The organism is Streptomyces sp. NPDC093018 (assembly GCF_040684035.1).
Lineage (GTDB): Bacteria > Actinomycetota > Actinomycetes > Streptomycetales > Streptomycetaceae > Streptomyces > Streptomyces murinus.
Window position 1 is genome coordinate 308,904 of the sequence record NZ_JBFBFF010000008.1, and the last position, 26,481, is coordinate 335,384.

Consider the following 26,481-nt stretch of genomic DNA (forward strand, 5'->3'; position numbering starts at 1 on the left):
GGGTGAGGGCCCCGCCGGACTCCCGTCAGACCTCTTCGACGCTGCTCGGCTCGCGCCGGGACAGGTCGATGCCGAGCTCCTCCGCAGCGCGGAAGACATCCTCGTCGGTGTCACGCATCTCGATGGACATACCGTCGCTGGACAGCACCTCCACGTTCAGGCAGAGCGACTGCATCTCCTTGATGAGCACCTTGAAGGACTCGGGGATGCCGGGCTCGGGGATGTTCTCGCCCTTGACGATGGCCTCGTACACCTTCACGCGGCCGGTGACGTCGTCGGACTTGATGGTGAGCAGCTCCTGGAGGGCGTACGCGGCGCCATAGGCCTCAAGGGCCCACACCTCCATCTCGCCGAAGCGCTGGCCACCGAACTGCGCCTTACCACCCAGCGGCTGCTGGGTGATCATCGAGTACGGACCGGTCGAACGCGCGTGCAGCTTGTCGTCGACCAGGTGGTGCAGCTTCAGGATGTACATGTAGCCGACCGAGATCGGGTCCGGGAACGGCTCACCGCTACGGCCGTCGAACAGCCGCGCCTTACCGGTCGGGAGCACCATGCGCTCGCCGTCGCGGTTCGGGATGGTGTGCTGCAGCAGACCCGCCAGCTCGTCCTCGCGGGCACCGTCGAACACCGGGGTGGCGACGTTGGTGCCGGGGGCGACCTGGTCGGCGCCGATGGCCTGAAGGCGCTCGGCCCACTCCTCCGCGAGGCCGGAGACGTCCCAGCCGCGGCTGGCGAGCCAGCCGAGGTGGATCTCCAGGACCTGTCCCGGGTTCATTCGGGACGGCACACCCAGCGGGTTGAGGATGATGTCGACCGGGGTGCCGTCCTCCAGGAACGGCATGTCCTCGATCGGGTTGATCTTGGAGATGACACCCTTGTTGCCGTGTCGGCCGGCGAGCTTGTCACCGTCGGTGATCTTGCGCTTCTGCGCGACGTAGACGCGGACCAGCTGGTTCACGCCCGGCGGCAGCTCGTCGCCCTCCTCGCGGTCGAAGACGCGCACGCCGATGACCTTGCCGGTCTCGCCGTGCGGCACCTTCAGCGAGGTGTCGCGGACCTCACGGGCCTTCTCACCGAAGATGGCGCGCAGCAGGCGCTCCTCGGGGGTCAGCTCGGTCTCACCCTTGGGCGTGACCTTGCCGACGAGGATGTCGCCGGCGATGACCTCGGCACCGATACGGATGATGCCGCGCTCGTCGAGGTCGGCGAGGACCTCCTCGGAGACGTTCGGGATGTCCCGGGTGATCTCCTCGGGGCCGAGCTTGGTGTCACGGGCGTCGACCTCGTGCTCCTCGATGTGGATCGAGGAGAGGACGTCGTCCTGCACGAGGCGCTGCGACAGGATGATCGCGTCCTCGTAGTTGTGACCCTCCCACGGCATGAACGCCACGAGCAGGTTCTTGCCCAGGGCCATCTCACCGTTCTCGGTGGCCGGACCGTCGGCGAGGACCTGGCCCTCGATGATCCGGTCACCCTCGTTGACGATGACCTTCTGGTTGACCGAGGTGCCCTGGTTGGAGCGGGAGAACTTGTGCAGGCGGTACGTGATGTACGTGCCGTCGTCGTTCGCCGTGGTGACGTAGTCCGCGGAGACCTCCTGGACCACACCCGCCTTCTCGGCCTTGACGACGTCGCCGGCGTCGACGGCGGAGCGGTACTCCATGCCGGTGCCGACGAGCGGGGCCTCGGACTTGATCAGGGGCACGGCCTGGCGCATCATGTTCGCGCCCATGAGGGCACGGTTGGCGTCGTCGTGCTCCAGGAAGGGGATCATGGCGGTCGCGACCGACACCATCTGGCGCGGCGAGACGTCCATGTAGTCCACGTCCTCGCCACCGACGTAGTCGACCTCGCCGCCGCGGCGGCGGACCAGCACGCGGGCCTCGGCGAAGCGGAGCTCGTCCGTCAGCGGGGCGTTGGCCTGCGCGATGACGAAGCGGTCCTCCTCGTCGGCGGTCAGGTAGTCGACCTCGTCGGTGACCTGGCCGTCGATGACCTTGCGGTACGGGGTCTCGACGAAACCGAACGCGTTGACCCGGCCGTAGGAGGCGAGCGAGCCGATCAGACCGATGTTCGGGCCTTCGGGCGTCTCGATCGGGCACATGCGGCCGTAGTGCGAGGGGTGCACGTCACGGACCTCGAAGCCGGCCCGCTCACGGGAGAGACCACCCGGGCCAAGAGCCGACAGACGGCGCTTGTGGGTGAGACCCGACAGCGGGTTGTTCTGGTCCATGAACTGCGACAGCTGGCTGGTGCCGAAGAACTCCTTGATGGAGGCGACGACCGGCCGGATGTTGATCAGGGTCTGCGGCGTGATCGCCTCGACGTCCTGGGTGGTCATGCGCTCGCGCACGACGCGCTCCATACGAGCCAGACCCGTACGGACCTGGTTCTGGATGAGCTCGCCGACGCTGCGCAGACGACGGTTGCCGAAGTGGTCGATGTCGTCGGTCTCGACGACGATCGTGCCGCCGTTGTCACCCGTCGTCTCGGTCTCACCGGCGTGCAGCTGCACCAGGTACTTGATCGTCGAGATGATGTCCTCGACGGTCAGGATGCCCGCGTCCAGCGGGGCGTCGGCGCCCAGCTTCTTGTTGACCTTGTAGCGGCCGACCTTCGCGAGGTCGTAGCGCTTCGGGTTGAAGTACAGGTTCTCGAGAAGCGTCTGCGCGGCCTCACGCGTGGGGGGCTCGCCCGGACGCAGCTTGCGGTAGATGTCGAGCAGCGCGTCGTCCTGGCCCTGGGTGTGGTCCTTCTCCAGGGTGGCGCGCATGGACTCGTAGTCGCCGAACTCTTCGAGGATCTGCTCGGTGGTCCAACCGAGCGCCTTCAGAAGAACGGTGACCGACTGCTTGCGCTTGCGGTCGATACGCACACCGACCATGTCGCGCTTGTCGATCTCCATCTCCAGCCAGGCACCCCGGGACGGGATGATCTTGGCGGAGAAGATGTCCTTGTCGGACGTCTTGTCGATGGAGGAGTCGAAGTAGACACCGGGGGAACGGACCAGCTGGGACACCACGACACGCTCGGTGCCGTTGATGACGAAGGTGCCCTTGTTCGTCATGAGCGGGAAGTCGCCCATGAAGACCGTCTGGGACTTGATCTCACCGGTCTCGTTGTTGGTGAACTCGGCGGTGACGAAGAGCGGGGCGGCGTACGTGAAGTCGCGGTCCTTGCACTCGTCGATGGAGTTCTTCGGCGGCTCGAAGCGGTGGTCCCGGAACGTCAGGGACATCGACCCGGAGAAGTCCTCGATCGGGGAGATCTCCTCGAAGATCTCCTCCAGACCGGACTTGGTGGGGACGTCCTGACCGTTCTCCAGAGCCTCCTCGACCCGACTCTGCCAAGCGGTGTTGCCGAGCAGCCAGTCAAAGCTCTCGGTCTGCAGCGCGAGCAGGTTCGGAACCTCGAGAGGCTCCTTGATCTTTGCAAAGGAAATGCGCAGCGGGGCGGTGCTTGCGCCGTTGTTCGTATTCGCGGTCGAGGCGTTGCGCGAGGCGGCCAAGAGGGGGTCCTTCCGAGGGCTCGGACTCACTACGCGCGTACCGGCCCCTCCCTCAAACACGGAGGCGGAAACCCCAGGTCAGGGGGGCTTCGGTCATCGATGCTCAAGTGAGGGCAGACCCCTGGTGACGGGCAGGGGACAGCTAACAGGCAGCGCAAAGGGTCAGTGTAGCCACTTGGCACACTGATGTCCAGTGCGGGTTTGTCGAGACCCTCGCTGTGCTCACCGCTCTTGTCAACGCCCTCGGCATGCTGCCCTTCAACGCACGTTGATACTGCCCTCTTCGCCGTCGATCCATGCCTCGGATTCGGATCCTTGTGACGACGCGTCCTGAGAATTGCGCGCTGCGTGCGGTTCGTCAAGAGCCTCCCACCGGAACCCGGCCGTCCGGAGGCACGACGAAGATCACCATACCTCTCGCCCTCACGAGCGCAAGGCAACCGCGGTCACCCTCCGGATACGCCGAAGAGCGACCACCCGGATGGATGATCGCTCTTCGGTGCGTTCGCGTTACAGCCCTACAGGGCCGAGTTCAGCGCGCGTTCGAGTCCTGCGGACCCGTGAGGTCTTACTTGACCTCGACGGAGGCGCCGGCGCCCTTGAGGGACTCGGCGGCCTTCTCCGCGGCCTCCTTGTTGACCTTCTCGAGGACGGGCTTCGGGGTGCCGTCCACCAGGTCCTTGGCCTCCTTCAGGCCGAGGGAGGTCAGCTCACGCACGACCTTGATGACCTGGATCTTCTTGTCGCCGGCACCGGTGAGGATGACGTCGAACTCGTCCTTCTCCTCGACGGCCTCGGCCGGGGCACCGGGGGCGCCCGGGGCGGCAACGGCGACCGCGGCGGCGGCGGTGACGTCGAACTTCTCCTCGAAGGCCTTCACGAACTCGGAGAGCTCGATGAGGGTCATCTCCTCGAACTGGGCAAGCAGCTCGTCCTGGGTGAGCTTCGCCATGATGGCGGTCCTTCCACTCAATCGGCAGGTGCCGGATGTACTGGGTAAGGCGGGCGTACGTCGGCCCGCTGCGACCCGCGCCGGGTGGTGCGGGTCAGAAAGCGAGCCGAATTACTCGGCACCGCCCTGCTCGGCCTGCTTGGCGCGCAGCGCGTCCACGGTGCGGACGAGCTTCGACGGCAGCGCCTGGAAGAGGGAGGCAGCCTGGGACTGCTTCCCCTTGAAGGCACCGGCCAGCTTGCTGAGCAGAACCTCGCGGGACTCGAGGTCCGCAAGCTTCTTGATCTCGTCGGCAGACATCGCCTTGCCGTCAAGGACGCCGCCCTTGATGACGAGATTCGGGTTGTCCTTGGCGAAGTCACGGAGACCCTTCGCCGACTCCACCGGGTCACCGGTGACGAAGGCGACGGCCGTCGGACCAGCGAAGAGCTGGTCGTCGAGCGCGATCCCGGCCTCGTTGGCCGCAATCTTGGTCAGCGTGTTCTTCACCACGGCGTACTGGGCGTTCTCACCGAGCGACCGGCGCAGCGTCTTGAGCTGCGCCACGGTGAGACCGCGGTACTCGGTCAGCACGGCGGCGTTGGAGCTGCGGAACTTGTCCGTCAGCTCCGCAACCGCGGCAGCCTTGTCGGGCCTCGCCATAGAGCCTCGGCCTCCTTCCGGGTGATTCGGACCGCGCGGACCCGAAGGAGGACTGGGTAAAACGAAACGCCCCGGCGCAGGCGCTCGGGGCGGACTCGACCGGCCGCACACGCGCTCGGCGCGCGCACTCCGGGAGTTCTTCCACTGACACCTGCGCGGGTCGTCCACTTTTCAGCGGATCCTTCGGCCACCGCGCCCTCTGCAAGCGCGCGGCAACGACCAGCGGTCTTTGGCTTCGGGGATGACAGTACGGGACCGGGGCGCCATGGAGCAAATCGGCTCCTGGTCCCCGGTCCCGGCGTATCAGGAGCTGAGGCCGCTGCCGCCGGACGTGGTGCCGCCCGAGGGGCTGTTGGCGCCGCCGGACTTCATCATGTCGGCGATGTCCATCGTGTCGGTGGACGGCGGCGCCGAGGCGGAGACCGCCACGCCGTAGTCGCTGTAGTGGGCGGTGCTGTTCAGCGTGCCGTTGGCGGTGGCCGCCTTCTCGGTCTTCTTGACCAGCAGGTTCTGGTCGTTGACCCAGATGTCGATGGCGTCCGTGGTGATACCGGACTGCTTCAGCTGCTGCTTGAGCGCGGTGAGCTGGTCGGCGCTGAGGTTGCTGCCCTTGCCTGCGAGGGCAGCAACGTCCACGGTGCCCGCGTAGTGCGTGGTGTGCTGCCCGTCGACCGTCTCCACGCCGACCTTCTTGACGTCGCCGGAGGCCAGCAGCATTTTCACCGACTGGTTCGGCGTGGACGTCTGGAGCTGGTCCTTCATGTACGCGCCGGAGGCGCCGCCGACCTTGGCCAGGTAGTCGAAGTCGTACTTCACCCAGTGCTTGCCGCCGGCCTGCTGGGCGAAGGCGTCGCTCATCTTCACGTAGTAGGCGTCCGGCAGATAGCGGGCCTCCATGTGCGAGGTGCCGGCCTTGCGCATCGCGTCGGCCATCTTGCCGCCGGTGTACGTGATGTCCAGGTTGCCCTTGAGGCCGTTGCCCCAGGTGAGGGCGCCGTCGGCGTTCATCGCCATGATGTCGCCCATGGACGTGGTCGCACGCACCTTGGCCGAGTCGGCCTTGTCCGTGGACTGCTCGACGTCGCGCAGCACGGCGGCCACGGGGCTCAGATGGACGGTGCCGGCACCCGACGCCTTGCTGTCGCCCTTGCCGGAGTCCGAGGAGCCGCAGGCGGCCACCCCGGTCAGCGCCGCCACCACGGCCACGGAAAGGGTCACCCGGCGGGCGGTCGTCGTGCTCTTCATTCTGGTCCTACCCCCTGCGAATCGTCTGCGTGCAGCCTAGTGCGGGCCGCTGACAGTCGTACGACGAACAGGTCGTACACAGAAAGGACGGGCCCCGCACCTCGAAAGGTTGCGGGGCCCGCCCTTCAGTACGCGTACCGGACGCGGCTACCGGGGTGAGCGCGAGGCTCAGACGGCGGCCGGGTCCTCCTCGACGAGGAGGTTGCGGGTGCGGTTCGGGTCGAGCTGAATGCCGGGGCCCATCGTGGTGGTGAGCGCGGCCTTCTTGATGTAGCGACCCTTGGCGGCGGACGGCTTCAGACGGAGGATCTCCTCCAGCGCGGCGCCGTAGTTCTCCACCAGCTTGGCGTCGTCGAAGGACACCTTGCCGATGATGAAGTGCAGGTTCGAGTGCTTGTCGACGCGGAACTCGATCTTGCCGCCCTTGATGTCCGTCACGGCCTTGGTCACGTCGGGGGTGACGGTGCCGGTCTTCGGGTTCGGCATCAGACCACGGGGGCCGAGGACGCGGCCGAGGCGGCCGACCTTGCCCATGAGGTCCGGGGTGGCGACGACGGCGTCGAAGTCCAGGCGGCCCTTCGAGACCTCGTCGATCAGCTCGTCGGCACCGACGATGTCGGCGCCCGCGGCACGCGCGGCCTCGGCACGGTCACCGGTCGCGAAGACCAGGACCCGGGCGGTCTTACCGGTGCCGTGCGGAAGGTTCACGGTGCCACGGACCATCTGGTCGGCCTTACGCGGGTCGACACCCAGACGGAAGGCGACCTCGACGGTGCCGTCGAACTTGGTCGTGGAGGTCTCCTTGGCGAGACGGACGGCCTCGAGCGGGGCGTACAGCTTCTCCCGGTCGATCTTGGCGTCCGCAGCGCGGAGAGCCTTGCTGCGCTTGCTCACAACTTGCTCCTGTGTGTTCTGAAGGAGTCGTGGTCTCCGGGCCGAGCAGGCCCTGCCACGTGCGACCGGCTACGGCCGCATTACCTGCTGGTGGTGGTCAGCCCTCGACCGTGACGCCCATGGAGCGCGCGGTGCCGGCGATGATCTTCGCCGCGGCGTCCAGGTCGTTCGCGTTCAGGTCGGGCATCTTGGTCGTGGCGATCTCGCGGACCTGCGCCTCGGTGATCTTGGCGACCTTGGTCTTGTGCGGCTCGCCGGAGCCCTTCTCCACACCCGCGGCCTTGAGGATCATCTTGGCGGCCGGCGGCGTCTTGGTGACGAAGGTGAAGGAGCGGTCCTCGTAGACCGTGATCTCCACCGGGATGACCCAGCCACGCTGCGACTCGGTCGCGGCGTTGTAGGCCTTGCAGAACTCCATGATGTTGACGCCGTGCTGACCCAGCGCCGGGCCGACCGGCGGAGCCGGGTTCGCGGCACCGGCCTGGATCTGGAGCTTGATGAGCCCCGTGACCTTCTTCTTCTTGGGAGGCATAGCTCTCCGGGTCCTTTCGATTCGGGTCCTGCCCGCTCCCGGGGACAACCCGGACGCAGGCATACCGCACAACGATAACGGGTATAGATGCGCGGCCAAAAACCGAGCAGGTCAGACGGGCTGTAGTCAGCCTGTCCGACCTGTTCGGAAGCAGTGGTCCAGAAGGGACTGGTGCCGGACTAGTTCTTCTGGATCTGGTCGAAGGAGAGCTCGACCGGCGTCTCGCGGCCGAAGATCTCCACCAGGCCCTTGACCTTCTTGGAGTCGGCGTTGATCTCGTTGATCGTCGCCTGGAGGGTGGCGAAGGGGCCGTCGGTGACGGTGACCGAGTCGCCGACCTCGAAGTCCAGCACCTGGACCTCGACCTTGCGCTGCGGCGCGGGCTTGCCCTCGGCCTCGGCGGCCTCGCGGGCGGCCTTCTCCTCGGCCTCCGGGGCGAGCATCTTGACGATCTCGTCCAGGGTCAGCGGGTACGGGTCGTACGCGTTGCCCACGAAGCCGGTGACGCCCGGCGTGTTGCGGACGACGCCCCAGGACTCGTTGGTCAGGTCCATGCGGACCAGGACGTAACCCGGCAGCTTGTTCTGCTTGATCGTCTTGCGGTCGCCGTTCTTGATCTGGACGACCTCTTCCTGCGGCACCTCGGCCTGGAAGATGTAGTCCTCGACGTTCAGCGAGACGGCGCGCTGCTCCAGGTTGGTCTTCACGCGGTTCTCGTAGCCGGCGTACGTGTGGATGACGTACCACTCGCCGGGCAGGGTGCGCAGTTCCTCGCGCAGGGCCTGGACGGGGTCGACCGGCTCGGCCGGCTCCTCCTCGACGGCCTCGGCGGCGGCGTCCTCGTCGCCCTCCTCGGCGGTCTCGTCCTCGTCCGCGTCCTCGGCGTCGTCGGCGGCCTCGGGGGCCTCCTCGTCGTCCGCGTCCTCGGTGTGCAGCGCGGCCTCCTCGGCCGGCTCGCCCGCCTCGGCCTCGGCAGCCTCGAACTCGTCCTGCTCGTCCGCGCCCTCGACGATGTCGAGCTCGTCGTCCACCATCTCGGCAGCGTTCCCGCGAGGCTCGGTGGCGTCGTCGTTCAGGTTCGGGTCAGACACGATGGCTGCTTCTTCCTGGTTACATAGGGGTGGAACATGCGAAAACGGGCGCCGGTGCCACGGCGCCCTTCGCTCTTGGCTCAGCCGAAGACGTACTTGGCCGCGTGGTTGAGCCCATAGTCAATCACGGTCACCAGCGCGATCATGATGGCGACGAAGAAGATCACCACGGTGGTGTACGACGTCAGCTGGTTGCGCGAGGGCCAGACGACCTTGCGGAGTTCCGCGATGATCTGGCGGTAGAAGGTCGCCAGACGCTTCAGCGGACCCTTCTTGGCGCGCTTGCCGCCCTTGCGGGCCTTCTTGGCCTCAGGCACTTCGTCCTGGGCATCAGGCGTATCGATGGAGCCCACGGCGTCCGTCATAAACCTCACCTGATCCCGGGTCGTGGCCGTGCCGCGCCCGGTTACTGAGCCGCACGGCGGTGCATTGCTGTACGTACAAGCGCACACATCCTGGCGGTGTGTGTAGCAGGGCCGGAGGGACTTGAACCCCCAACCGCCGGTTTTGGAGACCGGTGCTCTACCAATTGAGCTACGACCCTTTGTGTGTCCCCAACGTACCGCATCCGACCGAGTGCTCGGTGGCACCGATCATGGCGGGCTGCTGGAGGCCAACGAGGTGAGAGTGTACGTGGTCCGGGGCCCGGCGTCGAACAGAAAGTGTCGGCCCGTGCTCCCCGGAGCGAAGATCGTCCAGGCCGGGGCGGATATTCGGATAGGTGTTCACGACTCGACCCGATGCCGTTCAGACTGTGAAACCCGTGTGCCCGGGACATTTCCGGTCTGGAAGCATGGGCTCCATGAGCGCTGCAACCCCTCCCACCGAGCGCCGGGTCTCCGCCCGAGTCGGCGCGATCTCCGAGTCCGCCACCCTCGCCGTGGACGCCAAGGCCAAGGCCCTGAAGGCCGCCGGGCGACCGGTGATCGGCTTCGGCGCCGGTGAGCCCGACTTCCCGACCCCGGACTACATCGTCGAGGCCGCGATCGAGGCCTGCAAGAACCCGAAGTTCCACCGCTACACGCCGGCCGGCGGACTGCCCGAGCTGAAGGCCGCGATCGCCGCGAAGACGCTGCGCGACTCCGGCTGGGAGCCCGACGTCTCCCAGGTCCTCGTCACCAACGGCGGCAAGCAGGCCATCTACGAGGCGTTCGCCGCGATCCTCGACCCGGGCGACGAGGTCATCGTCCCGGCGCCGTACTGGACCACCTACCCGGAGTCGATCCGCCTCGCGGGCGGTGTCCCGGTGGAGGTCGTGGCCGACGAGACCACCGGCTACCGGGTCTCCGTCGAGCAGCTGGAGGCCGCGCGCACGGAGAAGACGAAGGTCGTGCTCTTCGTCTCGCCGTCCAACCCGACCGGCGCGGTGTACTCCGAGGCCGAGACCGAGGCGATCGGCCGCTGGGCCCTTGAGCACGGCCTGTGGGTGCTCACCGACGAGATCTACGAGCACCTGGTCTACGGCGACGCGGTCTCCGTCTCGCTGCCCGCGCTGCTGCCCGAGCTGCGCGACAAGTGCATCGTGGTCAACGGTGTGGCGAAGACGTACGCCATGACCGGCTGGCGGGTGGGCTGGGTCATCGGCCCCAAGGATGTCGTCAAGGCCGCGACCAACCTCCAGTCGCACGCCACCTCGAACGTGTCCAATGTGGCGCAGGCCGCCGCCCTGGCCGCCGTCTCCGGTGACCTGACGGCCGTGGCGAAGATGCGCGAGGCCTTCGACCGGCGCCGCAAGACGATCGTGCGGATGCTGAACGAGATCGACGGCGTGCTCTGCCCGGAGCCCGAGGGCGCGTTCTACGCCTACCCCTCGGTCAAGGCCCTCCTCGGCAAGGAGATCCGCGGCAAGCGCCCGCAGAACTCGGTCGAGCTGGCCGCGCTGATCCTGGAGGAGGCCGAGGTCGCGGTCGTCCCGGGTGAGGCGTTCGGCACGCCGGGTTACCTGCGGCTGTCGTACGCGCTGGGTGACGAGGACCTGGTGGAGGGCGTGAGCCGGATCCAGAAGCTCTTGGCTGAGGCCCGCGACTGAAACACCGATCGCGTCCTGTCGGCGCCTCAAGCGACTCATGCGAGTCGCTTGAGGCGCCGTTCCTTTGTGCGAGCAAGACCTCGACCGGGGAAACGGCTACCGGGGAAGCGGGGGTGTGCGGCAGGATCTGGGAATGGAGCGTGTACGTGATCTCTCTGAGCTGCCGAAAGCCCATCTGCATCTGCACTTCACCGGTTCGATGCGGCCGAGCACCGTCCTGGAGCTGGCCGACAAGCACGGCGTACGCCTGCCGGAGATGCTGACGGGGGCCCTTACCAGCGGCGAGCCGCCGAAACTCAAGGCGACCGACGAACGGGGCTGGTTCCGCTTCCAGCGGCTGTACGACGCGGCGCGCTCCTGTGTGCGCGAGCCGGAGGACATCCGGCGGCTGGTGCGGGAGGCCGCGCTGGAGGATCTGCGCGACGGCTCGGGCTGGCTGGAGATCCAGGTGGACCCGACGTCGTACGCGCCCCGGCTCGGCGGTCTGATCCCGACGCTGGAGATCATTCTGGACGCGGTGGACAGCACCTCCAGGGAGACCGGACTCGGCATCCGGGTGCTGGTGGCCGCCAACCGTATGAAGCACCCGCTGGACGCCCGCACGCTGGCCCGGCTCGCGGTGCGCTACGCGGACCGGGGCGTGGTGGGCTTCGGCCTGTCGAACGACGAGCGGCGCGGCATGGCGCGGGATTTCGACCGGGCCTTCCACATCGCGCGCGAGGGCGGCCTGCTGTCGGCCCCGCACGGCGGCGAGCTGACCGGCCCGGCCTCGGTGCGGGACTGCCTGGACGATCTGCACGCGGGGCGGATCGGGCACGGGGTGCGCGCGGCGGAGGACCCCCGGCTGCTGAAGCGGCTGGCCGACCGCCAGGTGACGTGCGAGGTGTGCCCGGCGTCCAATGTGGCCCTCGGTGTCTACGAGAAGCCGGAGGACGTGCCGCTGCGCACCTTCTTCGACGCGGGCGTCCCGATGGCTCTGGGCGCCGACGACCCCCTGCTGTTCGGCTCCCGCCTGGCCGCCCAGTACGAGATCGCCCGCCATGTCCATGGCTTCACCGACCCCGAACTGGCCGAGCTGGCCCGCCAGTCCATCCGCGGCTCGGCGGCCCCGGAGGACGCCAAGGCGCGGCTGCTGGCGGGCGTGGACGCCTGGCTGACGTCCTAGCGGGGTTCCGGAGGTTTCAGAGAGCGACGCCCACCATGACGGGCTCGTTGACGAGGGTGATCCCGAAGGCCTCGCGCACCCCGGCGACGACCTCGCGGGCCAGGGCGAGGAGGTCCTCGGTGGTGGCCTCGCCGCGGTTGGTGAGGGCGAGGGTGTGCTTGGTGGAGATGCGGGCGGGGCCGGTGCCGTACCCCTTGGTGTAGCCGGCCTTGTCGATCAGCCAGGCGGCCGAGGTCTTCCTACAGCCCTCACCCGCCGGGTACGCGGGCGGCTCGACGCCCTCCCCCAGCCGCTCGCGCACGCGCTCCTGGAACGCGGCGAACTGCTCCTCGGTGAGGATCGGGTTGGTGAAGAAGGAGCCGGCCGACCAGGTGTCGTGATCGTCGGCGTCGAGCACCATGCCCTTGCCGGCCCGCAGCTTCAGCACGGTCTCGCGGGCCCGGTCCAGCGGCACGCGGTCGCCCGGCTCGACACCGAGCGCGCGGGCCGTCTCGGCGTACTTGATCGGCGCGGACATCCCGCCCGCGTCCGCCAGCTCGAACCGGACGCGCAGCACGACGTACCGCTCCGGGTCGGCCTTGAAGCGGCTGTGCCGGTACGAGAAGTCGCACTCCTCATTGCTCAGCGTGACCGTCTCCCCGGCGCGCCGGTCGTAGGCGATCACCTCGGAGATGGTGGCCGAGACCTCCTGCCCGTACGCCCCCACGTTCTGGATCGGCGTGGCCCCCGCGGACCCGGGGATCCCGGCGAGGCACTCGATCCCGGCGAGCCCGGCCTCGACGCTGCGCGCGACGGCGTCGCTCCACACCTCCCCCGCCGCGAGCTCCAGGGTGGTCCCCCGCAGCTCGACCCCCCGGGTGGCGATCCGCAGCGCGGTCCCCTGGAATCCCTTGTCCCCGATGACGAGGTTCGACCCGCCGCCGACGACCAACAGCGGGGTCCCGCTGTCGTCCGCCTCCCGGACGGCATCGATCACCTCGGCATCCGTCTCTGCGGTCACCAACCGCAGCGCGGGCCCGCCCAGGCGGAACGTGGTCAGCGGGGCGAGGGGGGCGTCGTGGAGTAGGTGCACGGGGGAAAGCCTACGAGAAGGGCCGGGCGGGGCCGTACCGATGGCCGGACCGGGATCACTGGCCGGCGTCGTCGTGCGGTGCTCGTCGTACGACGCTCTCCCGTAGCCGTACGGCCCGCGGGTCGGTGCAGGCGGTGAGCAGGCCGAGCGCGTCGGACCGTGCGTCCTCGGCCTCCTGCGGCTCGGGGACGCTGTCCAGGGCGACCGCCAGGTGGGCGAGTGCCTGCGCGGTCTCCCACTCCAGCCGGAGGTCCCGGTAGGTCCCCACGGCCCGGCGGTGGCAGTCCGCGGCTTCCCGGGCCCGGCCGAGTTGCAGACACGCCTGTCCCAGGCCGTCCCAGGCGGCGGCTTCGCGGGCGGGGTCGCCGAGATCCTTCTGGAGTGCGGCGGCGCGCCGGTAGGAGGCCTCTGCCTGGGCGGGCTGTCCGGTGGCGCGCCGGGCGTCGCCCAGCGTCAGGAGCCAGTAGGCCTCGGCGGCGGAGCTGCGGATGCCGGTGGCGATGGCCACGGCCTGCTCGGCGTGTGCCAGCGCGGCGTCCGCGTCACCGCTGTCCAGTTCCGCGGTGGCGAGGAGCCGCAGGGCGTTGCCCTCGGCGCGGCGGTCGCCGTGGTCCCGGAACGCCTCGATCCCGCGGTGCAGTCGGCCCAACGCGTTCTCGGGGTGACCCAGTTCCAGTTCCACTTGCGCGAGGTTGACCGCCGTACGCGGCTCCCAGAAGTCGTCGTTCCGGGCTGCGAACAGCGCCCTGCTGCCCTCGAAGGCCGCTTGCGCACGCGCGAGGTTGCGGCGGCGCAGTTCCAGCAGGCCGAGGCCGTTGAGCGTCAGGGCCTCGCCGAAGGTGTCGTGCAGTTCCCGGCGCAGGGCCAGCGCCGCTTCGTAGTGGGCCGCCGCGGATTCCAGGTTCTGGGACTGGACGTACGCCATGCCGAGGCTCTCCTGGAGTTCGGCCTCGGCGCCTCGGTCACCGTCACGCCGGGCGGCCTCCAGACCCGTCCGGGAGGTGGTGAGCCACTCCTGGATCGGGTGGTCGGTCATGTAGACGGAGCGCAGGACCACCGCCAGCTGCCAGGCGAGCCGGTCCTGCCCGGCGCTCGCGGCCGCGCGCACGGCGGCCACGAGATTGTCCCGTTCGGCCTCGTACCAGCGCATCGCCTGCGCCTCGTCGGTGAACCGCGGTTCGGGCGGTCTTCCCTCCGCGGGTACCAGCGCCACGCGCGGCTCCTGCGGGGCGACCCTGGCCTGGACCGCGTCCGCGGTGTACAGGTACCAGGTCAACACCCGGCGCAGCGCCGTTTCGCGCTCCTGCCGGGTCTGTTCCAGCCGTGCCTGGTCGGCCGCGTAGGCGCGCAGCAGGTCGTGCAGTCGGAAGCGGTCGGCGGCGGTCTGTTCGACCATGTGCGCGGCCGCAAGGACGTCGAGCAGGCGCCGGGCGGTGCGCGCGTCGACATCCGCGAGCGCCGCCGCGGCCGTATCGCTGAAGTCCGGCCCGGGGTGCAGCCCGAGCAGCCGGAAGAGCCGGGCGGCATCCGGAGGCAGCGCCCGGTAGGACCATGTGAACACGGAACGCACCGCCTCGGATTCGTCGCCGTCGTGTGCTGTCAGCGCTTCCCACCGGCCGGAATCGTCACGCAACTCGCCGATCAGATCCGTCAGGGGCATCAGGGGTTGTCCGGCGGCGCGCTCGGCGGCGATTCTGAGCGCCAGTGGCAGGCGCGCGCACAGGGTGGCGAGTTCCGCCACCAGCGCGGGATCGTCTCCGTCCCGGTACCCCGCGATGACGCCGCACAGCAGAGCGACCGAGCCGTCCTGGCCGAGCACGTCCAGGGTGAGGCGCCGGGCTCCCTCCCGGATGGTCAGCCCGGGCAGCCGGTGTCTGCTGGTCACGATGACCAGGCATCCCGGCGCCGCGGGCAGCAACGGTCTGACCTGGGACGCACCGACGGCGTTGTCGAGGACGAGCAGGAGCCTGCGGTCGGCGAGCCGTGACCGGAAGGCCGCGGCCATGTGCTCGCCGTCGTCGCGCACCGCGTCCGCGGGAGCACCGAGGGCCTTCAGGAAGCGCTCGAGAACCCGCTCGTACGTGATCGGGGCCTGCGGATCGTAGCCGTGCAGATCGGCGTACAGCTGCCCGTCCGGGAAACGGTCGCGGACCATGTGTGCCCAGTTCAGCACCAGAGACGTCTTGCCGACTCCCGCGGTACCGGTGACGACCAGCACGCGCGCGGCGGGGCCGTCGTCGAGCAGCCGGTCCAGCGTGGCGCGTTCGGCACATCGGTCGACGAAGCCGCGTCCGGCGAGCGGGAGTTGGTACGGCACCGGCGCTCGCGCCAGCTCGGCGGCCGGGGTGTGGAAATGGATCCCGCCGTGCACATCGCGGGCCTGTACTACCTCATGGGCCGTGCCGGAGAACGAGGAGGTGACCTCCCCGCGCGGCTCAGTCACCTGCCGGCGGTTCGAGAGGGGCCACTTCACGGTCGAAGAACGTGCCGACGTCCTTCCCCAGCCCGTACAGCTTCTCGATCCATGCCGCGACCCGGTCCCGCGTGCGCGTATCGAGGTAACGCACGGCGCCTTCCAGCACACCTTCGGCGTCATAGCTGATCTCGTACACGGTGTCGTCGTTCAGCGTGATCAACTCCGGTACCGGCGCCTCGGCCTCGTACGCCGCGAGGGGCTCCGGTCCGATTACACGAATCAGCTCACCGCACTCGGCCCGCACGCGCAGCAGGTGCAGTTCCCATTGGAGGTACGGCGTGAGCGGCGTCTCCACGACGCGGACCCGCAGCAGGCGGCAGCGGTGACGCGCGGCCAGCCGGGACAGGTCCGACAGTCCGGAACGCTGTGCCTCGATCAGCCTCAGCGCCTCCCGCCAGTCACCCCGCACGAAGGCTTCCCAGCTCGCGTCGCCCGGCTCGCGGAAGTGCTGGCGGCGCTCCAGCTTCCATGAGTCGTATCCGTCCACGGCGAAATCCCTGCGGCGGAAGTCCTCGCGGTACGCGTCCAGTTCCAGCGGTTCGCCGGGAGCGGCGCCAAGGAGGTCACGCATCCGGGATATGGGCCTTGGCGGCGAGCAGCGTGAGCCGCGGAATGACCACGAGGCGCTCCCCGGCGCCGATCAGCGCGTCTTCGGGCAGGCCCTCGGAGTAGGCCTGCGTGAGATCACGCCCGATGACCGCGAAGTCGCCGTTGTCCAGCTCCCAGATGTCCGGGCAGCCGTCCCGGCCCCCGGTCGTCCCCAGTTCCGCCGGCGCGACACCGATACGCCGGACCAACCGTGCCTGCGGATCCGCGTCCCATGTGTGCCCCATGCCCCGCCCCCTGTGTCGCCGACCCGGACAGCGCCAGCCTACTCAGCGTACGGGTACGGCGACAGTCCGTTCACGGTCATGGGTGTACACCTCGCCACCGGCGACCTACAGGGGGCGGACGAAGTTGCGGCTGCCGTTGTGGTGGAACACGGTGAGCCCGGCCTGTGAGGAGCCCTCGGGGCGGGCGGCCCAGCGTTCGACGCGGGCGATCTCGGGGCACTCGGCGACGCCGATCGCTCCGGCGAGCCAGACATCCGCCGCGTCACCGGGCTCCGGGGCGGGGGTCGAGAACGGGGTGTCCGTGGTCGGCTGCTCCGCGTGCTCGTGTTTCTCCCCGTCGGCGAGCTGATGCGTGATCTGCCACCGCTCCTCGCGGTCTCCGCGGGTGAGGACGACGCCGAAAGGGAGCTTGGCCTCGCCGGCCTCCGCACAGGACTGGACGCGGCTCACGCCGGGGGTGTTCTTCGTAGTGTCGATCAGCCAGTCCTGGAAGCGTTCCGGACGCATGTGACGCAGTCCCTCTGTCGGCGGCGGGGCCCGCCAGAGTAGGAGTGCGACCGGAACGGCATGCCGTGAAACGGGGCTGCCTCACACCATCGTGTTAATTGCCGCCCGCCCCCGGTGGTGAGCGGGGCAGGCGGCGTGTGACGGGGAGGTCAGGCGTACGAGGCGTACGGCACGAACTCCGCCCAGGCCTCCGGCGTGAGCGTGAGGCGGGGGCCGTCGGTGTTCTTGGAGTCGCGGACGTGGATCGTGTCGGGGGTGACGGCGAGTTCGACGCAGGACTCGCCGTCGTTGCCGCCGCTGTAGCTGCTCTTGAACCACGTCAGCATGTTCGTCAGACCTCCGAGGCGTATGGCACGAAGTTCGCCCACGCGCTGGGGTTGAGCGCCAGCCGGGGGCCCTCGATGTTCTTGGAGTCACGGACGTGGACAGTGCCGGGGGTGACGGCAAGCTCGACGCAGGACTCGCCGTCAGTGCCGCTGCTGTAGCTGCTCTTGAACCACGCCAGCTCGGAGGCGTCCCCGGCAGTGGTCTTGCGGATCATGTTTCTCCCAGCAGTTGCTCGATGAAGGCCAGCGACGCCCTTGGAGTGAGCGCCTGAGCCCGGATAGTGCCATACCGCAGCTCAAGGATGCGCAGATGTTTGGGTTCGGAGATTGGTCGGCCGTTGAAGGCCCCATCGGACCGACCCACCGCCGTACCATCCGGGAACTTCAGCAGTTCGATCCTGCCGTCCAGCCCTGGATGAGGCTCAGTGTTCGTCGGCATGACCTGAAGCGCGACGTTGTGCAACTGCCCCACCTCCAGCAGACGTTCGAGCTGCCGTCGCCACACCATTGTGCCCCCAACCTGCCGATGCAGTGGGGCCTCTTCCAGCACGAAGTGAAGCGACGGAGACGGATCCCGCTCGAAGACCGACTGTCGGGCCAGACGAGCCGCCACCATGCGCTCCAGGTCGTCCGGCGAGTACGGGGGTTGCCGAGCCTGAATCAGAGCCCGCGCGTGCTCAGGAATCTGCAGCAAGCCGTTGATGCTCTGGCACTCGTACACCCCGATCTCGACCGCCTTGGCCTCCAACTTCCCCAGATCCCGAATCTTTTTCGGATACCGGATCCTCTTGATGTCCTCCCACGTCGCCTCGATGACCCCGTTCGCGTTCAACACCCGGTCCGCGTCGACCAGATACTCCCGCCGCGGGATCCGCTTGCCCGCCTCGACCTTGTAGACCAGGTCCTCGCCGTACCCCACCAGCGCCCCGAACTCCGCGGCGCGCAACCCCGCCGCCTCGCGCAGCAGTTTCAGCTGCCGGCCCACCATCGTGATCACGGCGACACCCCACTCGTCGTCCGGATCGACCTCCCAGCCCGGCTCGTCCACCTCGCCGTCGGGCCCTACCGCCTCGCCGTCCACCGACATCCCGAACCCCTCCGTCGTCCCGCGCGCGTACCGCGTCGCACTACCCGGAGCAACGATCCCGACAGCCTGGACAGCACCGGACAACCAGCCGACAGTCACTGCACGCAACCGCTCGATCACTCCTCACGGTAGGCATTTCCGGCCACGCTGAGAGGCATGAACCAGGAAATCGTCGAGGCCGCGGCCCAACCCCCCACGCCGTCACCGGATTTCAGCCTGCTGTTGTCGTCCACCCGCCGAGGGGCCCGGCTGGCCCGGTTGCTCACGGAGGCGCAGTTGCGGCGCTGGGGGCTGCCCACCCGGACCGCGAGTCATCTCGTGGCCGAGCTGGCGGCCAACGCCGTGACGCACGGGCGCGTTCCGGGGCGGGACTTCCGGCTGACGCTGCGCCTCGTCGGCGAGACGCTGCGGATCGAGGTCACGGACACCCGCGGTGAACGGCTCCCCGCACGCCAACGGCCCGCCGAGGACGCGGAGTCGGGCCGTGGCCTGCTCCTCGTGGACGCTCTGGCGGACCGCTGGGGTGTGCGGGAGGACCGGTTTCCGTGCAAGACGGTGTGGGCGGAGTGCTCGCTCGGCTGATCAGCCGGACGTGGGCTCCAGGGCCGGTGCGGAGGCGGTCTCGGGCAGGGGCCTCGGGCCGCCGGTGCGGCCGCGGCCCGGGATGGCCAGGCTCGCCAGGGCCGCGAGGGCGACCACGGCGGCGCCGGTGACCAGGGCGGGGCGCAGACCGTCCACGAAGGACTGGGCGGAGGTGTAGCCGCCGTACGCGGAGAAGATCGAGGACATGACCGCGACACCGAGCGCGCCGCCGACCTCGCGCAGGGCGTTGTTCGCGCCGGAGGCGATGCCCTGCTCATGCGGGCGGACGCTGGACATCACGAGGTTGGCGGCCGGGGCGAAGTAGAGGGCCATGCCGATGCCACTGAGTATCAGGGCGGGCAGCTGGACCCCGTAGGAGGCGTGGGCGGTGACCACGTAGGCCATGTAGCCGAGACCGGCGGCCTGGAAGAACAGGCCGGCCGCGACGACCGGTCGGCCGCCCACCCGGTCGGAGAGGACTCCCGCTATGGGCGCGACGAGCATCGGCATACCCGTCCACGGCAGCATCCGCAGCCCCGCCTCGGTGGGCGAGTAGCCGAGGACGCCCTGCATGTACTGGCTGAGCAGGAAGATCGAGCCGAACATACCGACGAACATCAGCATGCTCGCCGCGTTGATCCCGGAGAAGGCGCGGGAGCGGAACAGCCGCATCGGCAGCATGGGGTTGGCGGCGCGGGAGCCGTAGACCACGAAGGCGAGCAGGAGCGCGCCGCCGGCCGACAGGGCGGTCAGGACCACCGGGTCCGTCCAGCCGTCGGAGGGGCCCCGGACCAGGCCGTAGACGATCCCGAAGAGGCCGCCGCTGGCGAGCAGGGTGCCGGGGACGTCCAGGCGGGCGCCGGAGCCGCGGGACTCGGCGAGGCGCAGCCGGGCGAAGGGCAGCGTGATCAGGCCGAGCGGAACGTTCAGCCAGAAGATCCAGTGCCAGGACACATGTTCGGTGAGGCTGCCGCCGATGAGCGGCCCCGAGGCGACGGCCAGGCCGTTGACGGCGCCCCAGATGCCGTACACGGTCCCCCGTTTGGCGGCGGGCACGGCCGCCGTCAGCAGGGTCAGCGTCAGCGGCATCATCACGGCCGCGCCGACGCCCTGCACCGCGCGGGCGGCGATCAGGGAGTCGATACCGGGGGCCATCGCCGCGGCGGCGGAGGCGCCGGTGAAGACCGTGAGCCCGGCGGTGAACAGCCGCCTGCGGCCGAACCGGTCGCCGAGCGCGGCGCCGAACATCAGCAGGCAGGCGAAGGTGAGCGTGTACGCGCTCACGGTCCACTCCAGGTCGTCCAGCGCCCCGCCGAGGTCCTTGCGGATGGCGGGCAGGGCGGTGGTGACGACGAGGTTGTCCAGGGCCGCCATGAATCCGGCGACGCTGGTGACGAGGAGGGCCCAGACGGCGCTCCGGCGAGTCTGCCGGGCCTCATGGGCCTGTTCGGTCTGCTGTGACATCGCTTGTGACATCGCTCCCCCGGGGACATGAGTTCCCAGTGTCTGGTTCGAGTTTGGTTAGTAATCGATGACTAACTTTTGCGGACACACGTTCACCCATAGGTGCGCCCCGCCGTGCCCGCGGGCCGCGACTACGCGTCCGGCTCGCCCGTCTCCCGTTCGAACGGGAGCGTGTCCAGGCCCTCCCACACACGGTGCCCGCGCGGGAAGCCCATGGCCACCAGGGTGTTGATGAGCATTCCGTAGGCCATGAACTCGGTCGTGTTCTTCACGCAGGTACCGAGCGGCAGATCGACCGTGTCCCACAGCCGCATCCAGCCGGCCCGTACGGTCTCGCCGAACTCCCGGTCGCCCTCCTCCTCGGCGGCGGCGACGGCCAGGAACATCTGCATCTGCATCATCAGCCGCGAGGGCTGCTCGACGATCGCCGTGGTGTAGGCCTCGGCCATGGCGTCCAGGGCCGCTTCCCCCTCCAGCCCCTCGGTCGCCTCGGCGAACATATGGATGGTTTCCTCCACGCAGCGTTCGGCCGCCGCGAGGAAGATCGCCCGCTTGCCCGGGAAGAGCCGGAAGAGGTACGGCTGCGACACGCCGACCCGCTTGGCGATGGCCTCGGTGGAGGTGCCGTAGTAGCCACCCCTGCCGAACTCCTCCATCGCCGCACGGACGACACTCTCGCGCCGCTCTTCTGCGCTCATCCTGACCATGGGCAGTAAGTTAGTACTCAATTACTACTTTGCGCAAGAAGCCCCGGGCGCGCGTAAGGGGCGCCTCGCCATGGAGGACGCCCCTTACACACCGTCAAGCGAGCCACACGCCGTCAAGCGAGCCGTACGACCGCTCGCGACATCCCCAGCACCTTCTGCCCGGCGCTGGTCGCGGTGAGGTCCACGCGGACCGTGTTGTCGTCCAGCTTGGCCGCGACCTTGGCACTGACCTCGATCAGGGCGCCCTGGTCGTCGTTGGGCACGACGACCGGCTTGGTGAAGCGGACGCCGTACTCCACGACCGCGCCCGGGTCGCCGAGCCAGTCGGTGACCACGCGGATCGCCTCGGCCATGGTGAACATGCCGTGCGCGATGACGTCCGGCAGGCCCACCTCCTTGGCGAACTTCTCGTTCCAGTGGATGGGGTTGAAGTCACCGGAGGCACCCGCGTAGCGCACCAGCGTGGCGCGCGTCACGGGGAAGGTCTGCGCCGGGAGTTCGGTGCCGACCTCGACATCGTCGTAGCCGATCTTCGCCGTCATCAGCTGCTCAAACCTCCTCGGCCGCGCGGGCCACGAGCTTCGTCCAGGCGGTCACGACGTGGTCGCCCGCCTCGTCGTGCACCTCACCGCGGATGTCCACGATGTCGTTGCCCGCGAGGGACTTGATCGCCTCGATGGTGGAGGTGACCGTGAGCCGGTCGCCGGCGCGGACCGGGCGGCGGTAGGCGAACTTCTGGTCGCCGTGCACGACCCGGTCGTAGTCCAGGCCGAGCTGCGGGTCCTCGATCACCTGCCCGGCGGCGCGGAAAGTGATCGAGAACACGAAGGTCGGGGGGGCGATCACATCGGAGTGCCCGAACGCCTTGGCGGCCTCGGGGTCCGTGAACACCGGGTTGGTCTCCCCCACGGCCTCGGCGAACTCGCGGATCTTCTCCCGGCCCACCTCGTAGGGCGCGGTGGGCGGGTAGGTCCGTCCCACGAAGGACTGGTCGAGCGCCATGGCCCGGCACCTCCTGATGTCTGGATGTGAGGGTCCCAAACTAGCCGGGGCCCGGAACCGGCCGAAGGCCCGACCGTGAAAACGCCGCAAGGCCGCCCCCTCGAAAGGGGACGGCCTCGCGAACGAGCCTATTTATCGCGTTTCGCGATGCGCGGTGTGCGCATTGCAACGCGGGCAGTGCTTCTTCATCTCCATTCGATCCGGGTTGTTACGCCGGTTCTTCTTGGTGATGTAGTTCCGCTCCTTGCACTCCACGCAGGCCAGCGTGATCTTCGGGCGGACGTCGGTGGCAGCCACGTGAGTGCTCCTAAGACGAACGGATGGGCTTATTCAACGCAAGAAAGAGTAGCCGATTGAAGGACCGACCCCACAATCGGCTACTGTCAGTAGCGGTGACCGGACTTGAACCGGTGACACAGCGATTATGAGCCGCTTGCTCTACCGACTGAGCTACACCGCTTTGATGAGATCAGAACCCGTCTTGCGACGGGAACCTCTCACACCAGAGCCCCAAAACGGAATCGAACCGTTGACCTTCTCCTTACCATGGAGACGCTCTGCCGACTGAGCTATTGGGGCGAGCGATGAAGACATTACACGGTCCGCCGCCGTTCACCCAAATCCATATCCACGCTGGGCCGGGACGCCTGTCGACGGGCCTGACGGGTGGGACTTCGGGGGCCGCGCGGGGCGGCTGTGAGGGGCTTCGGCGGGGGCCGCGGGGGGCTTCGCGCGGGGTCGGGGCGGGGTGGACCGGTGGAGCCGGGCGGGGTGCCGTCGGCGGGGCCGTCCGGGCGGCGTGATGTCGACCCCGGTGGGCGCGCGCCGGGGTCCGGGCGAGTGCGGCGGTACGGCGAAAGCGGAACGAGCCGCTGGCTCGGGCGGGCGGATCGGGCCGGGCGGATCGTCACGGAAAGTAGCCGTCGTGGGGGCTCGGTGCCGTGGGTGGGCGTGGGTGGGCGTGGGTAGGTGGGCCGCGTCGGTGCCGGACGGCGGGGCGCGTCCGGCGGGTTGGGCGGGCCGCATCGGTGCGGCCGTTCAGGCCGCGCCCAGAGGCCGATGGGGACCGTGGGCGCGCCCGGAGCGCACCCGGGGGGCCGGGTGGGGCCGTACGGCCCCACCCTGCGGGCTTCCAGGGGCACACGGGCGTCTCCGGGGGCCCGCGCGGAACATGTCGCCACGTCAGGCGGGCGCGCGACCGCTCCCGCACGGCCGCGCGGGGTCGGCCGGGGCCCGAATCCGCTCGGGAATCGGACCCTGGTCTCCCGTACGGCCGCGCGGGGCCGGCCTGTTGACGCCGCGGGCGGGTATGGCTGCGCGACGCGCGTCGACGAGCCCGGTGTGCGCCCCGGCGCGTCCGCGTCGCACTGCCGATCGGCCGGGCGGGCGGGCCGCGCCACAGCGGCTCCGGGGACGCCCGGGAGGCCGAAGGCCCCCTGTAGGCCGCGCCTGGACCACGCCGGTACGACTATTTCGCTCCTGCGCGACCTGTGCCGTTCGTCACCCTAGGCTCGACACGCCCGGTGTGATCTTGGGTGCCCCGAGCCCCGGTCGCCGGTCACACCGCGTCACAGGCCGCCCTCAGGCCCTGCCCGAACTCCCCGACCTTGGAGCGCGATGCCCGACAGCCAGCCGCAGCCGCACCTGCCGTCGAACTCGTCGAATCCGTCGGGCGGTCTACTGCTGTGCGGGGCGCGGCTGACCGACGGCCGGACCGTGGACGTACGGCTGGGCGGCGGGCGGATCGAGGCCGTGGGCACCGCGGGCAGCCTGGCGCAGGGACCGGCCCGCGCGGGCGCCCAGCGGGTGGACCTCACCGGCTACCTGCTGCTGCCCGCCCCGGCGGAGCCGCACGCGCACGGCGACACCGCCCTGTCCGCCGAGCGGCCCGGCCCGGCCTCCTGCGACCCCGAGGACGTCCAGCGCCGGGCCACGGAGGCGACGCTGCTCCAGCTGGGGCACGGGGCGACCGCCGTACGGGCGCATGTGCGCGTGGGCGACGTACAGGGCCTCGGCGCGCTGAACGCCGTACTCCGGGCCCGGCGGGCGCTGCGCGGGCTCGCGGAGCTGACCGCGGTGGCGATGCCCCGGCTGCTGACGGGGGTGGCCGGGGCGGACGGGCTGGCGATGCTGCGGGACGCGGCGAAGATGGGCGCCGCGGCGGTGGGCGGCTGCCCGGACCTGGACCCGGATCCCACGGGGTACGTGGAGGCGGTCCTGGAGGTGGCCGCGGAGCACGGCCTGCCGGTGGACCTGCACACGGACGCCGCCGACCCGGCCCGGCTGTCCCGGCTCGCGGCGATGGCGGGTGGTCTGCGCCCCGGCGTGACGATCGGCCCGTGCGCCGGTCTCACGCGCCTGCCCGCCGAGGCCGCCTCCCGCGCCGCGGACCAGCTGGCGGCGGCCGGGGTGACGGTCGTATGCCTGCCCCAGGGCGGCTGCGGCGGCACCGACCGGCGGGGGACGGCTCCGGTACGGCTGCTGCGCGCGGCCGGGGTGCGGACGGCGGCCGGCAGCGGCGCGCTGCGGGACGTGTCGAACCCCGTGGGCCGCGGCGACCCCCTGGAGGCGGCCTATCTGCTCGCCTCCGCCCACGGATTGCGCCCCGAGGACGCGTACGACGCCGTGAGCGCGACGGCCCGCGCCACGCTGGGCCTGCCCCGGGTCCGGGTGGAGGCGGGGTTCCCGGCCGAGCTCCTGGCCGTGCGCGGCGACCATCTGCCGGGCGCGCTCTCCCTGGCGTACAGCCGGATCGTGATCCATCGCGCCCGGGTGGTGGCCCGTACGAGCGCGGTCCGGGAGTACTGCAACTCGGCGGCGGTCTCGGAACCGGGGCTGCCGAGGCAGGGGCGGGGCGAGGTGTCGTAGCACCGCCCGGGGCGTACGGTCTGAAGCATGCGCATTGTCATCGCTGGTGGTCACGGTCAGATCGCGCTGCGGCTGGAACGGCTGCTCGCCGCGCGTGGGTACGAGGTCGCGGGGATCATCCGCAAGCCGCAGCAGAGCGAGGACCTGCGGTCGGCGGGGGCCGAGCCGGTGGTGCTCGATCTGGAGTCCGCCTCGGTGGAGGACGTCACGGAGCTGCTGCGGGGCGCGGACGCGGCGGTGTTCGCGGCGGGCGCGGGTCCGGGCAGCGGTACGGACCGCAAGGACACGGTGGACCGGGGCGCGGCGGTGCTGTTCGCGGACGCGGCGGTGCGCGCGGGCGTACGCCGGTTCGTGGTGGTGTCCTCGATGGGCGCGAATCCCGCGCACCAGGGCGACGAGGTGTTTGACGTCTATCTGCGCGCCAAGGGCGAGGCCGACGCGTACGTCACCCGTCAGAAGGACCTGGACTGGACGATCCTGCGGCCCGGTTCGCTGACCGACGACGCCGGGACCGGCCTGGTCCGCCTGGAGGCGCACACCGGGCGCGGCATGATCCCGCGCGATGACGTGGCCGCCGTACTCGCGGAGCTGGTGGACACCTCGGCGACGGCCGGTCTGACGCTGGAACTGACGGGCGGTTCGACGCCGGTGTCGGTCGCGGTGAAGTCGGTGGCCGGGAACTGATCCCCGGGCGGCGGGAGTTGAGGGCGCCTCAGAACAGCGGCAGCTGACCGGGGAACTCGGGTACGACGTATCCGTCCAACGTGGGCTGGGCGGCGCCCAGTTGGGCCTGCCGCCGGGAGCCCTCGCAGGAGACGAGCCGTACGTCCTCCCGGGCTCCGGGCGGATCGTGCCGCGCGAAGCGGCCCGCCACGACGGCGATCTCGCGGTGGCACACGGGGCAGGTTCTGCGGCGGGAGGACATACCGCCAGTGTGCCTGCTCAGGTGCGCCGACCGGTCACGCCCGCGTCAGGTGCCGGATCGTACGGCCTCAGGTGCGCGACTGCGCCTCCCAGCACTCGGGGCCGACCCCGCGCCAGTCGATCAGCGGCGAGTCCGCGACCTGCTCCGGCTCGATCTCCAGACCGGCCCGCCGCAGGAACTCCACCAGGTCCCGCACATTGTGCGCGAGCCCCAGGATCTCCCCGTCCACCCGGACCCGCCGCCCACCGCTCGGCGAGGGCAGCTGGACGACGATGGGTCGTTTCCCGGCCATGCCTCCAGCATCGTCCGGACCGGGTGCGGTCGCACCCGCACCGGGTTCTGGCTCTGGTTCCGACTCCGGGCCGGGTTCCGCCGATCGATATTCGCTCACTCGTTCGATTCTAGTGCCAATTCCGTGGACCGCGCCGCGAAGTGATGCCGGTGGCGTGCAACCTGCCGGGCGTGTTCGGGAGTACCTACGGGCGGATGTCCGAGCGGCCGCCGTTCCCGGTGGCCGCCGTAGGCCGGCGCGCGGGCCCAGCGCGGTGGCCGTCGAGGACCGCCCGGCACG

General features: G+C 69.8%; 28 protein-coding genes and 3 tRNA genes. 5 read left to right on the top strand and 26 right to left on the bottom strand.

Annotation, left to right across the window (positions count from 1 at the left end):
* Nucleotides 1-25: 25 nt before the first annotated feature.
* From rpoB to AB0N90_RS20740, 9 genes are all read right to left on the bottom strand, one after another.
* Nucleotides 26-3,511, bottom strand: a complete 3,486-nt coding sequence (gene rpoB / locus AB0N90_RS20700; RefSeq protein ID WP_037657535.1) for a DNA-directed RNA polymerase subunit beta — start codon at nucleotides 3,509-3,511, stop codon at nucleotides 26-28.
* Between the two features lie 568 nt (nucleotides 3,512-4,079).
* Nucleotides 4,080-4,463, bottom strand: a complete 384-nt coding sequence (gene rplL / locus AB0N90_RS20705) for a 50S ribosomal protein L7/L12 (RefSeq protein ID WP_037657531.1) — start codon at nucleotides 4,461-4,463, stop codon at nucleotides 4,080-4,082.
* A 111-nt stretch (nucleotides 4,464-4,574) separates the two neighbouring features.
* Nucleotides 4,575-5,105: a 50S ribosomal protein L10 gene (rplJ, locus tag AB0N90_RS20710; RefSeq protein ID WP_046419436.1), complete on the bottom strand. Its 531-nt coding sequence runs from the start codon at nucleotides 5,103-5,105 to the stop codon at nucleotides 4,575-4,577.
* A 303-nt stretch (nucleotides 5,106-5,408) separates the two neighbouring features.
* A complete protein-coding gene (locus AB0N90_RS20715; protein WP_365198514.1) occupies nucleotides 5,409-6,350 on the bottom strand; it encodes a hypothetical protein in 942 nt (313 codons plus the stop codon).
* A 168-nt stretch (nucleotides 6,351-6,518) separates the two neighbouring features.
* Nucleotides 6,519-7,244 carry a 50S ribosomal protein L1 gene (rplA, locus tag AB0N90_RS20720; RefSeq protein WP_111586060.1) on the bottom strand — a complete coding sequence of 242 codons (726 nt, stop codon included), beginning with the start codon at nucleotides 7,242-7,244 and terminating at the stop codon, nucleotides 6,519-6,521.
* Nucleotides 7,245-7,341: 97 nt separating this feature from the next.
* Complete coding sequence (gene rplK / locus AB0N90_RS20725) at nucleotides 7,342-7,776, bottom strand: 50S ribosomal protein L11 (protein WP_046419431.1); 435 nt, start codon at nucleotides 7,774-7,776, stop codon at nucleotides 7,342-7,344.
* A gap of 179 nt (nucleotides 7,777-7,955) precedes the next feature.
* Nucleotides 7,956-8,867 (bottom strand): transcription termination/antitermination protein NusG, encoded by a 912-nt coding sequence (gene nusG, locus AB0N90_RS20730; protein ID WP_365198517.1) that lies wholly within the window; start codon nucleotides 8,865-8,867, stop codon nucleotides 7,956-7,958.
* Between the two features lie 80 nt (nucleotides 8,868-8,947).
* Nucleotides 8,948-9,232, bottom strand: a complete 285-nt coding sequence (gene secE / locus AB0N90_RS20735) for a preprotein translocase subunit SecE (RefSeq protein WP_037657517.1) — start codon at nucleotides 9,230-9,232, stop codon at nucleotides 8,948-8,950.
* A gap of 106 nt (nucleotides 9,233-9,338) precedes the next feature.
* Nucleotides 9,339-9,411, bottom strand: a tRNA-Trp gene (locus tag AB0N90_RS20740).
* A gap of 258 nt (nucleotides 9,412-9,669) precedes the next feature.
* On the opposite strand from AB0N90_RS20740, the gene AB0N90_RS20745 reads away from it, so the two are divergent.
* A complete protein-coding gene (locus tag AB0N90_RS20745) occupies nucleotides 9,670-10,896 on the top strand; it encodes a pyridoxal phosphate-dependent aminotransferase (RefSeq protein ID WP_361676677.1) in 1,227 nt (408 codons plus the stop codon).
* Nucleotides 10,897-11,029: 133 nt separating this feature from the next.
* Nucleotides 11,030-12,061 carry an adenosine deaminase gene (locus AB0N90_RS20750; RefSeq protein WP_037657514.1) on the top strand — a complete coding sequence of 344 codons (1,032 nt, stop codon included), beginning with the start codon at nucleotides 11,030-11,032 and terminating at the stop codon, nucleotides 12,059-12,061.
* A gap of 16 nt (nucleotides 12,062-12,077) precedes the next feature.
* Here the strand turns inward: AB0N90_RS20750 and AB0N90_RS20755 are convergent, their stop codons facing one another.
* The 8 genes from AB0N90_RS20755 to AB0N90_RS20790 all read right to left on the bottom strand — a co-directional run bounded on the left by AB0N90_RS20755 (nucleotide 12,078) and on the right by AB0N90_RS20790 (nucleotide 18,362).
* A complete protein-coding gene (locus AB0N90_RS20755; protein ID WP_365198519.1) occupies nucleotides 12,078-13,133 on the bottom strand; it encodes a UDP-N-acetylmuramate dehydrogenase in 1,056 nt (351 codons plus the stop codon).
* Between the two features lie 55 nt (nucleotides 13,134-13,188).
* A complete protein-coding gene (locus AB0N90_RS20760; protein ID WP_365198521.1) occupies nucleotides 13,189-15,576 on the bottom strand; it encodes a tetratricopeptide repeat protein in 2,388 nt (795 codons plus the stop codon).
* Nucleotides 15,569-16,180, bottom strand: coding sequence for a DUF6879 family protein (locus AB0N90_RS20765; protein ID WP_365198523.1), 612 nt, complete (start codon nucleotides 16,178-16,180; stop codon nucleotides 15,569-15,571). The genes AB0N90_RS20760 and AB0N90_RS20765 overlap by 8 nt, the downstream gene beginning before the upstream one ends.
* A complete protein-coding gene (locus AB0N90_RS20770; protein WP_232987457.1) occupies nucleotides 16,173-16,442 on the bottom strand; it encodes a hypothetical protein in 270 nt (89 codons plus the stop codon). The genes AB0N90_RS20765 and AB0N90_RS20770 overlap by 8 nt, the downstream gene beginning before the upstream one ends.
* A 105-nt stretch (nucleotides 16,443-16,547) precedes the next feature.
* Entirely contained in the window at nucleotides 16,548-16,949 is a 402-nt protein-coding gene (locus tag AB0N90_RS20775) for a hypothetical protein (RefSeq protein WP_365198525.1), read from the bottom strand.
* A 149-nt stretch (nucleotides 16,950-17,098) separates the two neighbouring features.
* Nucleotides 17,099-17,275: a DUF397 domain-containing protein gene (locus tag AB0N90_RS20780; RefSeq protein ID WP_365198526.1), complete on the bottom strand. Its 177-nt coding sequence runs from the start codon at nucleotides 17,273-17,275 to the stop codon at nucleotides 17,099-17,101.
* A 5-nt stretch (nucleotides 17,276-17,280) separates the two neighbouring features.
* Nucleotides 17,281-17,490 (bottom strand): DUF397 domain-containing protein, encoded by a 210-nt coding sequence (locus AB0N90_RS20785; RefSeq protein ID WP_365198529.1) that lies wholly within the window; start codon nucleotides 17,488-17,490, stop codon nucleotides 17,281-17,283.
* Complete coding sequence (locus AB0N90_RS20790) at nucleotides 17,487-18,362, bottom strand: helix-turn-helix transcriptional regulator (protein ID WP_365198615.1); 876 nt, start codon at nucleotides 18,360-18,362, stop codon at nucleotides 17,487-17,489. Before AB0N90_RS20790 ends, AB0N90_RS20785 begins: the two co-directional genes overlap by 4 nt.
* Nucleotides 18,363-18,518: 156 nt before the next feature.
* On the opposite strand from AB0N90_RS20790, the gene AB0N90_RS20795 reads away from it, so the two are divergent.
* On the top strand, nucleotides 18,519-18,944 hold the full coding sequence (locus tag AB0N90_RS20795) for an ATP-binding protein (RefSeq protein WP_365198532.1): 426 nt from the start codon (nucleotides 18,519-18,521) through the stop codon (nucleotides 18,942-18,944).
* On the opposite strand, the gene AB0N90_RS20800 is transcribed toward AB0N90_RS20795, so the two are convergent.
* The 7 genes from AB0N90_RS20800 to AB0N90_RS20830 all read right to left on the bottom strand — a co-directional run bounded on the left by AB0N90_RS20800 (nucleotide 18,945) and on the right by AB0N90_RS20830 (nucleotide 22,696).
* On the bottom strand, nucleotides 18,945-20,408 hold the full coding sequence (locus tag AB0N90_RS20800; RefSeq protein ID WP_365198535.1) for a DHA2 family efflux MFS transporter permease subunit: 1,464 nt from the start codon (nucleotides 20,406-20,408) through the stop codon (nucleotides 18,945-18,947).
* 131 nt (nucleotides 20,409-20,539) lie between these two features.
* Complete coding sequence (locus AB0N90_RS20805; RefSeq protein ID WP_210730142.1) at nucleotides 20,540-21,115, bottom strand: TetR/AcrR family transcriptional regulator; 576 nt, start codon at nucleotides 21,113-21,115, stop codon at nucleotides 20,540-20,542.
* Nucleotides 21,116-21,228: 113 nt separating this feature from the next.
* Nucleotides 21,229-21,657 carry a MaoC family dehydratase gene (locus AB0N90_RS20810; protein ID WP_037663347.1) on the bottom strand — a complete coding sequence of 143 codons (429 nt, stop codon included), beginning with the start codon at nucleotides 21,655-21,657 and terminating at the stop codon, nucleotides 21,229-21,231.
* 7 nt (nucleotides 21,658-21,664) lie between these two features.
* Complete coding sequence (locus tag AB0N90_RS20815; RefSeq protein ID WP_361676701.1) at nucleotides 21,665-22,117, bottom strand: MaoC family dehydratase N-terminal domain-containing protein; 453 nt, start codon at nucleotides 22,115-22,117, stop codon at nucleotides 21,665-21,667.
* A gap of 132 nt (nucleotides 22,118-22,249) precedes the next feature.
* Nucleotides 22,250-22,414 (bottom strand): 50S ribosomal protein L33, encoded by a 165-nt coding sequence (gene rpmG, locus AB0N90_RS20820; protein WP_018834916.1) that lies wholly within the window; start codon nucleotides 22,412-22,414, stop codon nucleotides 22,250-22,252.
* Nucleotides 22,415-22,504: 90 nt separating this feature from the next.
* Nucleotides 22,505-22,577, bottom strand: a tRNA-Met gene (locus tag AB0N90_RS20825).
* Between the two features lie 46 nt (nucleotides 22,578-22,623).
* Nucleotides 22,624-22,696 (bottom strand) — tRNA-Thr (locus AB0N90_RS20830).
* 1,038 nt (nucleotides 22,697-23,734) lie between these two features.
* Here AB0N90_RS20830 and AB0N90_RS20835 point away from each other — a divergent pair.
* Nucleotides 23,735-24,985, top strand: coding sequence for a hydrolase (locus AB0N90_RS20835; protein WP_365198540.1), 1,251 nt, complete (start codon nucleotides 23,735-23,737; stop codon nucleotides 24,983-24,985).
* 27 nt (nucleotides 24,986-25,012) lie between these two features.
* Entirely contained in the window at nucleotides 25,013-25,669 is a 657-nt protein-coding gene (locus tag AB0N90_RS20840; protein ID WP_365198542.1) for an SDR family oxidoreductase, read from the top strand.
* Between the two features lie 28 nt (nucleotides 25,670-25,697).
* Here AB0N90_RS20840 and AB0N90_RS20845 read toward each other — a convergent pair whose 3' ends face one another.
* Both AB0N90_RS20845 and AB0N90_RS20850 read right to left on the bottom strand, forming a co-directional pair.
* Nucleotides 25,698-25,910: a hypothetical protein gene (locus tag AB0N90_RS20845; RefSeq protein WP_037663339.1), complete on the bottom strand. Its 213-nt coding sequence runs from the start codon at nucleotides 25,908-25,910 to the stop codon at nucleotides 25,698-25,700.
* Nucleotides 25,911-25,977: 67 nt separating this feature from the next.
* The gene (locus AB0N90_RS20850; protein ID WP_037663336.1) at nucleotides 25,978-26,202 is read right to left on the bottom strand and encodes a hypothetical protein; all 225 of its coding nucleotides are present in this window, start codon (nucleotides 26,200-26,202) and stop codon (nucleotides 25,978-25,980) included.
* Nucleotides 26,203-26,481: the final 279 nt, after the last annotated feature.

Excerpts from the sequence above, each read along its gene's own strand:
- AB0N90_RS20770 (WP_232987457.1), bottom strand. The coding sequence starts at position 16,442 with ATGGGGCACACATGGGACGCGGATCCGCAGGCACGGTTGGTCCGGCGT.
- AB0N90_RS20745 (WP_361676677.1), top strand. The coding sequence starts at position 9,670 with ATGAGCGCTGCAACCCCTCCCACCGAGCGCCGGGTCTCCGCCCGAGTC.
- rplL (WP_037657531.1), bottom strand. The coding sequence starts at position 4,463 with ATGGCGAAGCTCACCCAGGACGAGCTGCTTGCCCAGTTCGAGGAGATG.
- AB0N90_RS20780 (WP_365198526.1), bottom strand. The coding sequence starts at position 17,275 with ATGCTGACGTGGTTCAAGAGCAGCTACAGCGGCGGCAACGACGGCGAG.
- secE (WP_037657517.1), bottom strand. The coding sequence starts at position 9,232 with ATGACGGACGCCGTGGGCTCCATCGATACGCCTGATGCCCAGGACGAA.
- AB0N90_RS20815 (WP_361676701.1), bottom strand. The coding sequence starts at position 22,117 with ATGGCGCTCGACCAGTCCTTCGTGGGACGGACCTACCCGCCCACCGCG.
- AB0N90_RS20810 (WP_037663347.1), bottom strand. The coding sequence starts at position 21,657 with ATGACGGCGAAGATCGGCTACGACGATGTCGAGGTCGGCACCGAACTC.
- AB0N90_RS20850 (WP_037663336.1), bottom strand. The coding sequence starts at position 26,202 with ATGGCCGGGAAACGACCCATCGTCGTCCAGCTGCCCTCGCCGAGCGGT.
- AB0N90_RS20845 (WP_037663339.1), bottom strand. The coding sequence starts at position 25,910 with ATGTCCTCCCGCCGCAGAACCTGCCCCGTGTGCCACCGCGAGATCGCC.
- AB0N90_RS20840 (WP_365198542.1), top strand. The coding sequence starts at position 25,013 with ATGCGCATTGTCATCGCTGGTGGTCACGGTCAGATCGCGCTGCGGCTG.
- AB0N90_RS20715 (WP_365198514.1), bottom strand. The coding sequence starts at position 6,350 with ATGAAGAGCACGACGACCGCCCGCCGGGTGACCCTTTCCGTGGCCGTG.
- AB0N90_RS20805 (WP_210730142.1), bottom strand. The coding sequence starts at position 21,115 with ATGGTCAGGATGAGCGCAGAAGAGCGGCGCGAGAGTGTCGTCCGTGCG.
- rplK (WP_046419431.1), bottom strand. The coding sequence starts at position 7,776 with ATGCCTCCCAAGAAGAAGAAGGTCACGGGGCTCATCAAGCTCCAGATC.
- AB0N90_RS20765 (WP_365198523.1), bottom strand. The coding sequence starts at position 16,180 with ATGCGTGACCTCCTTGGCGCCGCTCCCGGCGAACCGCTGGAACTGGAC.
- AB0N90_RS20785 (WP_365198529.1), bottom strand. The coding sequence starts at position 17,490 with ATGATCCGCAAGACCACTGCCGGGGACGCCTCCGAGCTGGCGTGGTTC.
- AB0N90_RS20835 (WP_365198540.1), top strand. The coding sequence starts at position 23,735 with ATGCCCGACAGCCAGCCGCAGCCGCACCTGCCGTCGAACTCGTCGAAT.
- AB0N90_RS20795 (WP_365198532.1), top strand. The coding sequence starts at position 18,519 with ATGAACCAGGAAATCGTCGAGGCCGCGGCCCAACCCCCCACGCCGTCA.
- AB0N90_RS20790 (WP_365198615.1), bottom strand. The coding sequence starts at position 18,362 with ATGTCGGTGGACGGCGAGGCGGTAGGGCCCGACGGCGAGGTGGACGAG.
- rplJ (WP_046419436.1), bottom strand. The coding sequence starts at position 5,105 with ATGGCGAGGCCCGACAAGGCTGCCGCGGTTGCGGAGCTGACGGACAAG.
- AB0N90_RS20800 (WP_365198535.1), bottom strand. The coding sequence starts at position 20,408 with ATGTCACAGCAGACCGAACAGGCCCATGAGGCCCGGCAGACTCGCCGG.
- AB0N90_RS20750 (WP_037657514.1), top strand. The coding sequence starts at position 11,030 with ATGGAGCGTGTACGTGATCTCTCTGAGCTGCCGAAAGCCCATCTGCAT.
- AB0N90_RS20775 (WP_365198525.1), bottom strand. The coding sequence starts at position 16,949 with ATGCGTCCGGAACGCTTCCAGGACTGGCTGATCGACACTACGAAGAAC.